Origin of the sequence: Pantoea phyllosphaerae, from assembly GCF_051025595.1 — a bacterium.
Taxonomy (GTDB): Bacteria; Pseudomonadota; Gammaproteobacteria; order Enterobacterales; family Enterobacteriaceae; genus Pantoea.
Genome location: NZ_JBPFDE010000013.1, coordinates 25,245 through 39,653 on the forward strand (window position 1 = coordinate 25,245; position 14,409 = coordinate 39,653).

The following is a 14,409-nucleotide window of genomic DNA, read 5'->3' on the forward strand; positions in this document are numbered from 1 at the left end:
GAAAGATTAAAAGCCAACTATGCGGATGTTTAGCTGCGGTTTAAATAACCCTGTTTAAGCCATAAAAAAACCGGCGAATGACGTCGCCGGTTTTTTACTTATTAACGCACAAACTTATTTAGCAGAGGCGAAACGCGCTGCGGCTTCGTCCCAGTTCACCACGTTCCAGAACGCCTTGATATAGTCAGGACGTTTGTTCTGATACTTCAGGTAGTAGGCGTGTTCCCAGACATCCAGGCCCAGAATCGGGTAGCCTGACGCGCCGGAGATCGCTTCGCCCATCAGCGGGTTGTCCTGGTTAGCGGTAGAGACCACGGCCAGCTTGTCGCCTTTTTTCACCAGCCACGCCCAGCCTGAGCCAAAGCGGGTAGCAGCGGCTTTCTCAAACTCTTCCTGGAATTTCTCAACGCTGCCGAAATCTTTTTCGATAGCCGCTTTCAGGTCGCCCTGCAGCGTGGTGCCGGTTTTCAGGCCTTTCCAGAACAGGCTGTGGTTAGCGTGGCCGCCAGCGTTATTGCGCAGTACGGTTTTTTTGTCTGCCGGAACCTGATCCAGCTTAGTGATCAGCTCGTCAACCGGCAGGTCAGCGAATTCGGTTCCTTCCAGCGCGGCGTTAGCGTTATTAACGTAGGTCTGGTGGTGTTTGGTGTGATGGATTTCCATCGTCTGCTTGTCGAAGTGCGGTTCCAGTGCGTCGTATGCGTAAGGCAGGGATGGCAGTGAATAACTCATGTTCTTCCTCTCCATTTCATATTTGAGCGGCAGCGCCAGATGGCGCGCCACGTAAGCAGTCGAACCATTATAGTTAAATTCATGATCCGGAAAAGGGTAATCAATGCCCCATTAAACATAAGGAATTTACAAATTTGCTATAAACAAGCTGTTGTTTTTACAGCCTGCCGCCGCTGAGCGTCTCTTAGCGCAGGCGCTGCGGATGCGTGTAAACCGTGGCGCGCCCCGGTTTGCTAAAGCCGACCAGCGTCAGGTTGCAGCGCGCCGCCACCTCGACGGCCAGACGCGTCGCTGCCGAAACGGCGAACAGGATTTCGACGCCGCACATGGCGGATTTCTGCACCATCTCATAGCTGGCGCGGCTGGAAACCAGCACTGCACCATCGCCCCACGCCGCGCGGCTGCGGTAGCCGAGCAGCTTATCCAGCGCGACGTGGCGACCTACATCCTCGCAGCCGCCGGCCAGATCGCCGTCCGGACGCAGCCAGGCCGCCGCATGGGTGCAGCCAGTTTTCTGGCCGACAGGCTGAAAAGTCTTTAGCTGGCTCAGGCCACGATCCAACTGTGCCAGCTCGAAGGTCTGCGTAAAAGGTAGCGGCTGCACCGGCTTGCCAATCTGATCCAGCTGCTCGACGCCGCACACGCCGCAGCCGGTACGCCCCGCCAGCGCACGGCGCTGCTCTTTCAGCGCCATAAAACGTCGGCTGGAGAGTTCGATCTGCACCTCAATGCCGTTACAGCCCGGCACCACATCCAGACCAAAAATGTCGCCCGGCGCGTCGATAATGCCTTCCGACAGGGAAAAGCCGATGGCGAACGCCTCCAGATCTTTCGGCGTTGTCATCATTACCACGTGAGAAATGCCGTTATAGACCAGCGCGACCGGCACTTCATCCGCCAGCCAGTCGGGCTGCGCCACGGTCAGATCGGCGCGCTGCCACACCAGCGTTTCGCTGGCACCGGTCTGAGTTGTTAAATTTTCGCCGAGGGTTTGCGGGGTAACGTTCAAGGTGTACGACCTGTTATTAACAAGAAATTAAATTTTCGCGGCCACGATGGGGGTCAGCCGCGCGCTTAAGTTTGCCCTGGTGTCACCGGCAGCGCAAAAAAACCGCTATACAAATTATGCGGCCAAAAGATAGCCAGCGGCACGGCGGCGCGCCCTGGCGAGATAAATGAGAATGATTTCCCATTGCGCTTTAACATCGGTTTTAATAAAAGAATATAATTTTTACCGCCCTCCTGAATAAGATCCGCCGCGTACCTCGCTCTCCAAACAAATTTAAACAGAATTTAAAAAAAGGATTACTAAAGGCTAACTTATTGACCTTAATCAAATAAAATGCAGACAGGCTTGTTATTTTGCATAGCTTCGCAATGGAGCCAATAAAGAAGAAAGATAAATGCAAATTACCAGACGGCGTTTTTTCAAAATCTGCGCTGGCGGAATGGCGGGAACCAGCGCGGCGTTGCTGGGCTTCACCCCGGAATCCGCGCTAGCCAGCGTCAGGGAATATAAGCTCGTACGCGCCAGAGAGACGCGCAACAACTGCACTTACTGCTCTGTCGGCTGCGGCATGCTGATCTACAGCCTCGGCGACGGCGCAAAAAATGCCAGCGCTGCGATCTATCATATCGAAGGCGATCCCGATCATCCGGTCAGCCGCGGCTCGCTCTGCCCGAAAGGCGCGGGCGTGCTTGACTATATTCACAGCGACCAGCGACTGAAATATCCAGAATATCGCGCGCCGGGCAGCGACAAGTGGCAGCGCATCAGCTGGCAGGAGGCTTTTGAGCGCATCGCCCGGCTGATGAAGCAGGATCGCGACGCCCACTTCCAGCAAACTAACGCCGCCGGCGTCACGGTCAACCGGTGGCCTACCACCGCCATGTTCTGCTCCTCGGCCGCCAGCAATGAAACCGGTCTGCTCGACCATAAATTCGCCCGTGCGCTCGGCATCGTGGCGCTGGAGAATCAGGCACGGCTGTGCCACGGACCGACTGTCGCCGCGCTGGCGCCCAGCTTCGGCCGCGGCGCCATGACCAATAACTGGAACGATATCAAAAACGCCAACGTGGTGCTGATCATGGGCGGCAACCCGGCGGAAGCGCATCCGGTCGGCTTTAAGTGGGTGATCGAGGCGAAGACGCGCAATAACGCGCAGGTCATCGTCGTGGATCCGCGCTTCAACCGATCGGCGTCGGTGGCGGATCTCTATGCGCCGGTGCGCGCGGGCAGCGACGTGGTATTTCTGATGGGCGTCATCAACTACCTGCTGCAGCACAATCAGATTCAGCAGCCGTACGTGCGCGCCTTTACCAACGCCGCGCTGATCGTCAGCGAGGGCTATCGCTTCGAAGAGGGGCTGTTCAGCGGCTACGACGCAGAGACGCGCCAGTACGACCGCGCCAGCTGGCACTATGAGCAGGATGAAAACGGCCACGCGCGCCGCGACGATAGCTTTAGCCATCCGCGCTGCGTGCTGAATCTGCTCAAGGCGCACGCCAGCCGCTACACCCCGGAGATGGTGACACGCCTGTGCGGCACGCCCCATGAGACCTTTCTCGCTATCTGCCGTCAGCTGGCGTCCACCAGCGCGCCCAACCGCACCGCTACCATCCTCTACGCGCTGGGCTGGACGCACCACACCAACGGCTCGCAGATTATCCGCACCGCGGCGATGATCCAGCTTCTGCTGGGCAATATCGGCATGCCGGGCGGCGGCATCAACGCGCTGCGCGGCCACTCCAACGTGCAGGGTTATACCGATCTCGGCCTGCTGTCGCAAAGTTTGCCGGGCTATCTGCCGCTGCCGTCGGAAAAGATGGCGACGCTGGCGGACTACCTGCAAAAAGCGACGCCTGTGGCGTCACTGCCGGGCCAGGTCAACTACTGGCAAAACACCGATAAGTTCTTTATCAGCCTGATGAAGAGCTTTTACGGCGACGCTGCCACGGCGGACAACCAGTGGGGCTACGACTGGCTGCCCAAGTGGGATAAAAGCTACGACTGCATGGCGCAGGCGGAGATGATGGAGCAGGGCGAAATAAACGGTGCGCTTATTCAGGGCTTTAACCTGCTTGCCGCCTTCCCCGACAAGAACAAAGCCTGTCGCGCCCTTTCGCGCCTGAAGTATATGGTGGTGATCGATCCACTCAGCACCGAAACCGCCAGCTTCTGGCAGTCTCACGGTGAATTTAACGACGTCGATCCCGCGCAGATCGCGACGGAAGTGTTCCGTCTGCCCTCTTCCTGTTTTGCCGAAGAGGATGGCTCGGTCGCCAACTCGTCGCGCTGGCTGCAGTGGCACTGGGCGGCGGCCGAGCCGCCGGGCGAGGCGCTGCATGACGGAAAAATCCTCGGTAATCTCTTTTTGCGTCTGCGCGAACTCTACCGCGAGGAAGGGGGCGTCGCGCCGGCGCCGCTGATGGCGATGCGCTGGGACTACAGCAATCCCGCCGATCCCTCGCCGGAAGAGGTGGCGCAGGAGAGCAACGGCCGCGCGCTGCAGGACGTTTACGACGCCAGCGGCAAGCTGCTGCTGAAAAAAGGCCAGCAGCTGAACTCCTTCGCCGAACTGCGCAACGACGGCAGCACCGCCAGCGGCTGCTGGATCTATACGGGCAGCTGGACGCCGCAGGGCAACCAGATGGCGCGCCGCGACAACGCCGATCCCTCCGGGCTGGGCGCCGTTTCCGGCTGGGCCTGGGCGTGGCCAGCCAACCGCCGCATCCTCTATAACCGCGCCTCCGCCGATGAACAGGGCAAAGCCTGGGACCCGAACCGTCGTCTGATCGAGTGGGACGGCCAGCGCTGGCAGGGTATCGACGTGCCGGACTATCCGCTGACGCTGGCGCCGCAGCAGCAGGCGGGCCCCTTTATCATGCAGCCAGACGGCATGGGCCATCTCTTCGCGCTCGACAAAATGGCCGACGGCCCCTTCCCCGAGCACTACGAGCCGATGGAGAGCCCGCTGGCGGCTAATCCGCTGCACCCGCAGCAGAGCCATAGCCCGGTGGCGCGCCTTTTTGCGCGCGACGCCGCACAGCTGGGCGAGGCATCCGAATATCCCTGCGTCGCCACCACCTACTCCATTACCGAGTTGTTCCGCCACTGGACGAAACACGCCCTGCTGAACGCCATCGCGCAGCCGGAGCAGTTTGTCGAGATCGGTGCGGAGCTGGCGGCAGAGAAAGGCATTAAGGCGGGCGACAGCGTCAAAGTCTCTTCCCGCCGCGGCTATATCAAAGCCAAAGCGGTGGTGACGCGGCGTCTGCAGCGCCTGCACATCGACGGCAAAGCGGTCGATACCGTCGGCATTCCCTGCCACTGGGGCTTTGAAGGCGCAACGCGCAAAGGCTTCCTCGCCAATACGCTGACGCCGTCAGTAGGCGATGCTAATTCGCAAACGCCGGAGTACAAAGGATTTTTAGTGAAAATAGAAAAGGCGTAACGGAGAACGAACATGGCTTACCCCACACAGGACATTATTCGTCGCTCCGCGACCAGCTCGCTCACGCCCGCGCCGCAGGCGCGCGATCACCGGCAGCAGGTCGCCAAGCTGATCGACGTCACCACCTGCATTGGCTGTAAAGGCTGCCAGGTCGCCTGCTCGGAGTGGAACGATATCCGCGCCGAGGTAGGACACAATATCGGCGTTTACGACAACCCTACCGATCTCGATGCCAAAGCCTGGACGGTAATGCGCTTCTCGGAGGTTGAGGAGAATGGCCGTCTGCAATGGCTAATCCGCAAAGATGGCTGCATGCACTGCGCCGATCCCGGCTGCTTAAAAGCCTGCCCGTCGGCGGGCGCTATCGTGCAGTACGCCAACGGTATCGTCGACTTTCAGTCTGATCACTGCATCGGCTGCGGCTACTGCATTGCGGGATGCCCCTTCAATGTGCCGCGCATCAGCCAGGAGGACAACCGCGCCTATAAGTGCACGCTTTGCGTCGATCGGGTCAACGTCGGGCAGGAGCCCGCCTGCGTCAAAACCTGTCCGACCGGCGCGATTCACTTCGGCAGCAAAGAGGAGATGCAGCAGCTGGCGGCGGAGCGCGTTGCCGAGCTGAAATCGCGCGGCTTTGAAAACGCTGGCCTGTACGATCCAGCAGGCGTTGGCGGCACCCATGTGATGTATGTGCTGCATCACGCCAGTAAGCCGCAGCTCTACCACGGGCTGCCGGAAAACCCAGGCATCAGCCCGACCATGACGTTCTGGAAAGGCGTCTGGAAACCGCTGGCGGCAATAGGCTTCGCCGCCACCTTCGCCGCATCGGTGTTCCACTATGTCGGCGTAGGCCCGAATCGGGTCGACGAGGAGCAGCATAAGAAGGAGGAGGAAGAATGAAAAAAGACGAGCGCATCATACGCTACCGCGCGGCGGAGCGTATCAATCACTGGATTGTCGCCCTCTGTTTCGTGCTACTGGCGCTGAGCGGGCTGGGCTTTCTGTTCCCTTCGTTTAACTGGCTGATGAATGTATTGGGCACCCCGCAGCTGGCACGCATCCTGCATCCCTTTATCGGCGTCACCATGTTCGCCGCTTTTCTGCTGATGTTTTTCCGCTACTGGCATCACAATCTGGTGAATAAAGAGGACCTGCTGTGGGCGCGCAATATCCATAAAATTGCCCTCAATGAAGAGGTCGGCGATACTGGCCGCTATAATTTTGGCCAGAAGTGTGTGTTCTGGGCTGCTATCATCAGCTTAGTGCTGCTTCTGCTCAGCGGCGTGGTGATCTGGCGTCCCTGGTTCGCCGGCGCCTTCAGCATTCCGCTGATCCGCGCGGCGCTGCTGGTGCATTCTCTCTCCGCCGTGGGCCTGATGGTGGTGATTATGGTGCATATTTATGCGGCGCTGTGGGTCAAAGGCACTATTACGGCGATGGTCGAAGGCTGGGTCAGCCCCGCATGGGCGGAAAAGCACCATCCTCGCTGGTATCGCGAGCAGCTTAACCGCTCAACACAACAGGAAAAACGCCCCTGATGAGTATTCGCATCATCCCGCAAGACCAGCTGGAGAAGAGCGAAAAAAACACGGCGGATACTATTCCGCCGTTACTTTTTCCACGGCTGAAGAATCTCTATAGCCGCCGTGCCGCGCGGCTGCGCGAGCTGGCGGCTAAAAACCCGCTGGGCGACTATTTACGTTTCGCCGCCAAAATCGCGCAGGCGCAGGAGATCGTCCTGTACGACCATCCGCTGCACCGCGATCTTTACGATCGCCTGGTGCAGAGCGCCGCTGAGGGTAAACCGCCGCTCGATATTCACAGCCTGCCGCGCGATGCGCACTGGCAGCAGCTACTGCACTCCCTGATCGCCGAGCTGAAACCGGAGATGACCGGCCAGGCGCTGGCGGTGCTGGAAAACCTGGAAAAAACGGCCGCAGGCGAGCTGGAAACCCTGGCCAGCGCACTACTGTCAGGCGAGTTCGCGCTGGTCAGCAGCGACAAAGCGCCTTTTATCTGGGCAGCGCTGTCGGTTTACTGGGCGCAAATGGCGGCGCTGATCCCCGGCAAAGCGCGCGCCGAATATGGCGAGCAGCGCCAGTTCTGCCCCGTGTGTGCCAGCATGCCGGTGGCGAGCGTGGTGCATATCGGTACGCAGCAGGGCCTGCGCTATCTGCACTGTAACCTGTGCGAAAGCGAATGGTATGTGGCGCGCAGCAAGTGCAGCAACTGCGAGCAGACGCGCGATCTCCACTACTGGTCGCTGGACAGCGAACACGCGGCGGTAAAAGCGGAGAGCTGCGGCGACTGTGGTACCTATCTGAAGATGCTCTATCAGGAAAAGGATCCGGCGCTGGAGCCGGTGGCGGACGATCTCGCCTCGCTGGTACTGGATGCGCGCATGGAGCAGGAAGGATTCTCCCGCAGTAGCCTGAACCCTTTTCTTTTCCCGGATGAGAGCTAAACAACCCCTTTGAAGGCGGAGGAGTGCGATGAAACTGATCGGCAGCTATACCAGTCCTTTTGTACGGAAAATATCTGTCATGCTGCTGGAAAAGGGCATCGTGTTTGAATTTGTTAACGATGCGCCTTACAGTCCAGACAGCCACGTCTCACTCCACAATCCGCTGGGCAAGGTACCCGCGCTGGTTGACGACAACCAGCAGGCCTGGTTCGACTCCTCAATTATTGCGCAGTATCTGGAACTGCGTGGCGACACGCCCGCCCTGCTGCCGGACGACGCGCTTGCATCGCTCACTATTCGTCAGCTGGAGAAGCTGGCGGATGGCGTCAGCGACGCCGCGCTGGTCGTTGTGCGTGAGAAGATGCGCGCGCCAGAGCAGCAGTCTGAAGAGGTGCTGACGCGGCATCGCGAGAAGATTCTGCGCAGCCTGGATATGCTGGAAGCGAAGGCGGCTGAAGGGAAATGGCTGAACAGCGGCCAGCTGAATCTGGCGGATATCGCCACTGGCTGCATGATCGGCTACCTTAACTTTCGTCACGTCGTGCCGAACTGGTGCGTGGACCGCCCGGCGCTGGTGAAGCTGGCGGAGAAGCTGTTTCAGCGCGAGAGCTTTGCGCGCACTGCGCCACCGGCTGCGTAGCGCATATCGCAAACGACCATGCTTAGCGCTTAAAGTATAAAGCGCTATCTGAGCGCAGTAGCCTGACGGCAAGCGAACTGAGGCGCAACCTGATTATTTTGCGCTTTTAAGGAAATGAAGGTGGCATGCGCAGCGAAAAACGCTGTTAGCTCTTTTAGCTGACAGCGTCCTCAACACATAAATATCTCCGGACCTTTATCAGAAATCATATTAATAATGCGCAATACAGCCTGATTCGGTTTACTCTCTCCACGCTCCCATTTTGAAACGCTTTCAACGGACATGCCGGTCGTACGCGCCAGAACTGACTGAGAAAGCTTCCAGCGCAAGCGAACCGCCCTAATTTCTTCGCCCGTCATTGGACGAACCTCGGGAATATCCTTAGCTTTGATGCGAGCTTCAATCTTTTTAAGGGTTTCATCTTTGACAACGCCATGCTGGTTATAGCGCTTCGCCATAGCATAGATATTTTTCAAATCATCACTCATCGCAGTTGACCTCTAATAGCTCTTTCTCTTCAAGAAGCGCTTTTATTCTGCTCTCAGCCATTTCTATAAAATCCGACGCGATGCTACAAAAAATGTCTATTTCAGCATCTTCAATTTCTCTACCCTTTTTTTTAGTGAGCGAACTTTTCGCGTAAAGGTAAAAAAAGTACAGGTGCTCGCCGTCATTGAAGAAAACGATTGAGCGCGCGCCATCTCTTTCGCTTACCTTCGGCAGAGCAATGCGTCTTTTATAGGTAAACTTTCCCAGTTGACTGCCCTTCAGCCCGCTAAAAACCTTTCGGGCAGTTTTACAAAGAATTTTATCCGTAATGCCCAGTCGCCTGCGCTCCGCGTCGAACTCAGGCGTTAAATAGACGCCCATATATTCCTCAACATCCTTGTAACCCGTAACGGCTACTATAGTCTTCCTTACGGGTGAGATCAAACATCCTGCAGCGCTTCTCTGAAACAAAAAGGCCGACAGAAATGTCGACCTTTTACGTTTACAACTGGTTTAACGCTAATGACAGGCTTACTGCAGCAGCGAAATATCCGCCACCTGCAGGAACAGCTCGCGCAGCTTCGCCAGCAGCGTCAGACGGTTGACGCGCACCTCAGGGTCGTCGGCGTTAACCATCACCTTGTCGAAGAAGTTATCGACCGCCTCGCGCAGCTGCGCCAGTTCGATCAGCGCATCCTGGTAGCGGCCTTCTGCAAAGTATGGCTGCAGTTTATCGCCGAGCGCAGTGACGAAGGTTGCCAGCTGGATCTCTTCGTTCTCTTTCAGCAGCGACGCCTGCACGCTCTCATTCAGCGTTTCGGTCGATTTTGCCAGGATATTGGAGACGCGCTTGTTCGCCGCCGCCAGCGCTGCCGCTTCGTCGAGCGTGCGGAAGTGCGATACCGCCTTCATACGCGCGTCGAAATCAGCCGGGCGGGTCGGACGGCGCGCCAGCACCGCCTGCAGCGTATCGATGCTGTGGCCCTCTTCCTGATACCAGCTGCGGAAACGGCCCAGCATAAAGTCGATGACCTCATCGACCACGTTGCCGTTGCTCAGCTTGCTGCCGTACAGGCGCACCGCTTCTTCCGTCAGGGTCTGCAGATCGAGCGGCAGGTTCTTCTCAACGATAATGCGCAGCACGCCCAGCGCGGCACGGCGCAGCGCAAAGGGGTCTTTGTCGCCCTTCGGATGCTGGCCGATGCCAAAGATGCCCGCCAGGGTATCCATCTTGTCGGCGATCGCCAGCGCGCAGGCCACCGGGTTGGAAGGCAGATCGTCGCCGGCGTAGCGCGGCTGATACTGCTCGTTGAGCGCCACTGCCACATCCTCGGCTTCGCCGTCGTGACGCGCGTAGTGCATGCCCATCACGCCCTGGGTGTCGGTAAACTCAAACACCATATTGGTCATCAGGTCGCACTTAGAGAGCAGGCCAGCGCGCGTCGCGTGATTCACGTCCGCGCCGATCTGCGCGGCGATCCAGCCCGCCAGCGCCTGAATGCGGTCGGTTTTGTCGCGCAGTGTGCCGAGCTCTTTCTGGAACAGCACCGTTTCAAGGCGCGGCAGATGATCTTCCAGACGCTTTTTGCGGTCAGTATTAAAGAAGAATTCAGCATCCGCCAGACGGGGACGCACCACCTTCTCGTTACCGGCGATAATCTGCTGCGGATCGCTCGATTCGATATTGGTGACGAAAATGAAGTTCGGCAGCAGCTTGCCCGCGTCATCGTAGACCGGGAAATATTTCTGGTCGCCCTTCATGGTGTAGACCAGCGCTTCCGCCGGCACCTTGAGGAATTTCTCTTCGAAGGTCGCCGTCAGCACCACCGGCCACTCCACCAGTGAGGTGACCTCTTCCAGCAGGCTGTCGCTCAGGTCGGCGTTGCCGCCCAGCTGGCGCGCCGCCGCTTCGGCATCGGCTTTGATCTGCGCCTTGCGCACCGCGTAGTCGGCGATAACTTTGCCACGCGTTTCCAGAATCTCTGGATACTGGTCGGCATGGTCGAGGGTAAATTCAGGTTCGCCCATAAAACGGTGACCGCGAATGGTGCGCCCTGACGCAACGCCAAGGAGGGTCGCCGGGATCAGCTCGTCGCCCAGCAGCAGCGTCACGGTGTGCACCGGGCGGACAAACTGCACGTCGCTCGCGCCCCAGCGCATCAGTTTCGGGATCGGCAGTTTGCCGAGCGCGGTGGCGATCATGTTGGGCAGCAGTGACTGGGCGGATTCGCCCTTCACCTGTGCACGGTAAACCAGCCATTCGCCTTTGTCGGTGCTCAGGCGCTCGGCCTGATCGACGGTGATGCCGTTACCGCGCGCCCAGCCTTCCGCCGCTTTGGTCGGCTTGCCGTCGGCATCAAAGGCGGCGGAGACTGCCGGGCCGCGTTTTTCGACTTCGCGATCGGGCTGCGCGGCGCTTAAGCCTGCGATTTTCAGCGCCAGACGGCGCGGGGCGGCGAACCAGCGTACGTCGCCGTGAGCCAGGCCAGCGCTGTCCAGCTCGGCGGTGACCTGTGCAGCAAAGGCTTCGGCCAGGCTGCGCAATGCTTTCGGCGGCAGCTCTTCGGTGCCGATTTCCACCAGAAACGTTTTTTCAGTCATGGCTGCCTCTTACTTGTTGTTATTGCACATCGGGAAGCCCAGCGCCTCGCGGGAGGCGTAGTAGGCTTCAGCCACGGCTTTGGTCAGGGTGCGGATGCGCAGAATATAGCGCTGGCGCTCGGTCACGGAGATCGCCTTGCGCGCGTCCAGCAGGTTAAAGCTGTGCGCAGCTTTCAAGATGCGCTCGTAGGCCGGCAGCGGCAGCGGTTTTTCCAGCGCCAGCAGCTGCTGCGCCTCTTTCTCATACTGCTCGAAGCAGGTAAAGAGAAAGTCGACGTCGGCGTATTCGAAGTTGTAGGTAGACTGCTCAACTTCATTCTGATGGAAAACGTCGCCATAGGTGGTTTTGCCCAGCGGGCCGTCGCTCCAGACCAGATCGTAAACGCTGTCGACGCTCTGGATATACATCGCCAGGCGCTCAAGGCCGTAGGTAATCTCGCCGGTCACCGGCCTGCACTCCAGGCCGCCCACCTGCTGGAAGTAGGTGAACTGCGTCACTTCCATGCCGTTGAGCCATACTTCCCAGCCGAGGCCCCACGCGCCGAGCGTCGGGTTTTCCCAGTTATCTTCCACGAAGCGGATATCATGCACGGTGGGATCGATGCCCAAGGCTTTCAGCGATCCGAGATACAGCTCCTGAATGTTGTCCGGCGACGGCTTGATGATCACCTGGAACTGGTAGTAGTGCTGTAGGCGGTTCGGGTTTTCGCCGTAGCGCCCGTCGGTCGGACGGCGCGACGGTTGCACGTAGGCTACGGCAATCGGCTCAGGTCCGAGTGCGCGCAGGCAGGTCATAGGGTGTGAAGTGCCAGCGCCCACTTCCATGTCCAGCGGCTGAACGATGGTGCAGCCCTGACGCGCCCAGTAATCCTGCAATGTCAGGATCAGGCCCTGAAAGGTTTTGGTATCAAACTTTTGCATGATGATTTCGCACGCGATTCGGGTAGATGAAAAAAGAGTGCGCCAGTATACCCTTTGACCGCGCGATGTGCAGCCGGAAATCCTGCCGCGCGCGGGCGGGCCAGACGGCTCCGAATCCTGCCGTGAAAAGTTGTCGCGTGCATCGCAACTGTCTACCCTTCTTCGCACTATCGTGATGTGCAAGAGGGCCCGATGTCGCACAAGATTTGCTGGATCGACAATTTACGCGCGGTCGCCTGTTTAATGGTGATCGTAATCCATACCACCACCTGGTATATTACCGGCCCGATGGCGGTGACCGGACACTGGTGGGATATCGCCAATCTGCTCAATTCTGCGTCGCGCGTCTGCGTGCCGCTCTTTTTTATGATCTCCGGCTACCTGTTCTTTGGCGAACGCAGCGCGCAGCCGCGCCATCTGTTGCGGCTGGTGCTCTGTCTGCTGTTCTATAGCGCGGTGGCGCTGGCCTACATCACCTGGCTGACGCCCATCAGCGAAGGGCGCTCGCTGCTGAAGATGCTGCAGAAGCCGGTGTTCTATCATCTGTGGTTTTTCTTTGCGCTGATCGGCATCTACCTGCTGTCGCCGCTGATTCAGGTGAAAGCGGTGCGGGCGCGCTATGTAGCACTGCTGGTCATTGTGCTGGCGGTGCTGGCGAACCCGAATACGGTGGATCAGGCGGTGGGGCCGTTTCACTGGCTGCCGGTGAATCTCTACGTCAGCGGCGACAGTATCTATTATCTGCTCTATGCCCTGCTGGGGCGCGCCATCGGCACCATGGAGACGGCAAAGCGCGGCGTGACGCCGCTGGCCGCGGGGCTATTCGCCGCCTGCGTGATCGGCATTACCTTAGGCACGAAACAGGCGCTGATTGCAAACGGCGCCTTCAACGACCGCTGGTATCTCTACTGCGGTCCGCTGGTGTTTATCGCCGCCATCAGCCTGCTGGTGCTGTTCAAGAACGCCCTGAACGCGCGCACGCTGCCGGTGCTCGGCATGCTGTCACGCTACTCGCTGCCGATCTACGGCTTTCACGCGCTTTTTATTCACTTCCTGCGTACCCGCCACTATGACGATATGTCGCGACCGCTGCTCGACATGCCCTGGGTATTCGGCATCACGCTGGCGGGCAGCCTGCTGCTGGCGATGGGCCTGCAGCGCCTCGACAGGCGTCACTGGGTAAGCTGATCGCGCCAGCGCTCGCGGGCGCGCCGCAGCTGGCGCGCCGAAGAGAATCCTGCCGCCAGCGCCGCTTTTTCCGCGCCTTCGCCCTGCTGCTGGCGCTGGCGCGCGATGCCCAGCCGCAGCTGCTCGTGATAGTCGCGCACGCTGATGCCCAGATGCTGACGAAAAAGCCGCGCCAGGTGGCGGCCGCTGACGTGGACGCGCGCGGCGAGATCCTCCAGCGACCAGCCGTGCTCGGGATGGGCGATCATCGCGTCCTGCGCGCGGTGGATCGCCGGATGCAGATGATTGCGGTAGCGTAGCCAGGGCGATAGCTGCGGATCGTCGCCGGAGCGGCGGAACCATACCACCATGTCCCGCGCTACCTCCAGCGCGGTCTGCGCGCCACACAGCCGGTTAATCAGGTGCAGCGAGAGGTCGATTCCGGCGGTGATGCCTGCGCTGGTCCAGATATTGTCGTCGTCGACGAAAACGCGGTTCTCCTTCACCAGCGCGGCAGGCGCGGCGGCTTTCAGCCTTGCGAGCACCTCGTGATGGGTGGTGCACTGCACGCCGTCGAGCAACCCCGCCTGCGCCGCCAGCAGCGCGCCGGAACAGACGCAGATCAGGGAGAGCTGCCGCGCGCGCAGCTGCGGCTGCTGGCGCTGCAGCCAGCGGCGCGCCGCTTCCGCCTGCGGCGTGGCGAACCAGATGGCGGAGTCACAGACGCCCGGCACCACCAGCAGGCAGTCGGGCGGCAGGGTTTCCGGCAGCGGCTCAATACCGGCGATGGTCATCTGCGTGGAGCTGACAACCGATTCCTGCGGGCCGATATAGCGCAGCGCGAAGCGATCTCCCGCCAGCCGCAGCGTCTCCGCCGGTCCGGTCAGATCGAGCGCCATCACGCCAGGCAGGGTAAGAAACAGGACGGTTTGCGGCATTGC

At 59.5% G+C, this 14,409-nt stretch carries 13 protein-coding genes; 6 read left to right on the forward strand and 7 right to left on the reverse strand.

Annotated features, from left to right (window positions below; translation table 11 throughout):
- Positions 1-114: 114 nt before the first annotated feature.
- Both sodA and fdhD read right to left on the reverse strand, forming a co-directional pair.
- Positions 115-732 (reverse strand): superoxide dismutase [Mn], encoded by a 618-nt coding sequence (gene sodA / locus ACR6A7_RS16400; RefSeq protein WP_033755547.1) that lies wholly within the window; start codon positions 730-732, stop codon positions 115-117.
- Positions 733-916: 184 nt separating this feature from the next.
- Positions 917-1,741: a formate dehydrogenase accessory sulfurtransferase FdhD gene (gene fdhD / locus ACR6A7_RS16405; RefSeq protein ID WP_434126123.1), complete on the reverse strand. Its 825-nt coding sequence runs from the start codon at positions 1,739-1,741 to the stop codon at positions 917-919.
- A 394-nt stretch (positions 1,742-2,135) separates the two neighbouring features.
- Between fdhD and fdnG the strand changes: the two genes are divergently transcribed.
- Genes fdnG through ACR6A7_RS16430 form a run of 5 tightly spaced genes read left to right on the forward strand, consistent with a single transcriptional unit; the run spans position 2,136 to position 8,290 of the window.
- The gene (gene fdnG / locus ACR6A7_RS16410; RefSeq protein WP_434126125.1) at positions 2,136-5,186 is read left to right on the forward strand and encodes a formate dehydrogenase-N subunit alpha; all 3,051 of its coding nucleotides are present in this window, start codon (positions 2,136-2,138) and stop codon (positions 5,184-5,186) included.
- Between the two features lie 12 nt (positions 5,187-5,198).
- Complete coding sequence (gene fdxH, locus ACR6A7_RS16415; protein ID WP_434126126.1) at positions 5,199-6,086, forward strand: formate dehydrogenase subunit beta; 888 nt, start codon at positions 5,199-5,201, stop codon at positions 6,084-6,086.
- Positions 6,083-6,724, forward strand: a complete 642-nt coding sequence (gene fdoI, locus ACR6A7_RS16420) for a formate dehydrogenase cytochrome b556 subunit (protein WP_434126128.1) — start codon at positions 6,083-6,085, stop codon at positions 6,722-6,724. Before fdxH ends, fdoI begins: the two co-directional genes overlap by 4 nt.
- Complete coding sequence (gene fdhE, locus ACR6A7_RS16425; RefSeq protein WP_434126130.1) at positions 6,724-7,650, forward strand: formate dehydrogenase accessory protein FdhE; 927 nt, start codon at positions 6,724-6,726, stop codon at positions 7,648-7,650. Before fdoI ends, fdhE begins: the two co-directional genes overlap by 1 nt.
- Positions 7,651-7,678: 28 nt before the next feature.
- Positions 7,679-8,290 carry a glutathione S-transferase gene (locus tag ACR6A7_RS16430; RefSeq protein WP_434126132.1) on the forward strand — a complete coding sequence of 204 codons (612 nt, stop codon included), beginning with the start codon at positions 7,679-7,681 and terminating at the stop codon, positions 8,288-8,290.
- A 170-nt stretch (positions 8,291-8,460) separates the two neighbouring features.
- On the opposite strand, the gene ACR6A7_RS16435 is transcribed toward ACR6A7_RS16430, so the two are convergent.
- The 4 genes from ACR6A7_RS16435 to glyQ form a co-directional block, all read right to left on the reverse strand.
- Positions 8,461-8,778, reverse strand: a complete 318-nt coding sequence (locus tag ACR6A7_RS16435; protein WP_434126134.1) for a helix-turn-helix domain-containing protein — start codon at positions 8,776-8,778, stop codon at positions 8,461-8,463.
- Positions 8,771-9,160, reverse strand: coding sequence for a type II toxin-antitoxin system RelE/ParE family toxin (locus tag ACR6A7_RS16440; RefSeq protein WP_434126135.1), 390 nt, complete (start codon positions 9,158-9,160; stop codon positions 8,771-8,773). Before ACR6A7_RS16440 ends, ACR6A7_RS16435 begins: the two co-directional genes overlap by 8 nt.
- A 150-nt stretch (positions 9,161-9,310) precedes the next feature.
- Positions 9,311-11,380 carry a glycine--tRNA ligase subunit beta gene (glyS, locus tag ACR6A7_RS16445; protein WP_434126137.1) on the reverse strand — a complete coding sequence of 690 codons (2,070 nt, stop codon included), beginning with the start codon at positions 11,378-11,380 and terminating at the stop codon, positions 9,311-9,313.
- A gap of 9 nt (positions 11,381-11,389) precedes the next feature.
- On the reverse strand, positions 11,390-12,301 hold the full coding sequence (gene glyQ, locus ACR6A7_RS16450) for a glycine--tRNA ligase subunit alpha (RefSeq protein WP_434126138.1): 912 nt from the start codon (positions 12,299-12,301) through the stop codon (positions 11,390-11,392).
- A 192-nt stretch (positions 12,302-12,493) separates the two neighbouring features.
- Between glyQ and ACR6A7_RS16455 the strand changes: the two genes are divergently transcribed.
- Entirely contained in the window at positions 12,494-13,489 is a 996-nt protein-coding gene (locus tag ACR6A7_RS16455) for an acyltransferase (protein WP_434126140.1), read from the forward strand.
- Here the strand turns inward: ACR6A7_RS16455 and ACR6A7_RS16460 are convergent.
- Complete coding sequence (locus ACR6A7_RS16460) at positions 13,474-14,406, reverse strand: GlxA family transcriptional regulator (protein ID WP_434126142.1); 933 nt, start codon at positions 14,404-14,406, stop codon at positions 13,474-13,476. The genes ACR6A7_RS16455 and ACR6A7_RS16460 overlap by 16 nt on opposite strands.
- Positions 14,407-14,409 lie beyond the last annotated feature (3 nt).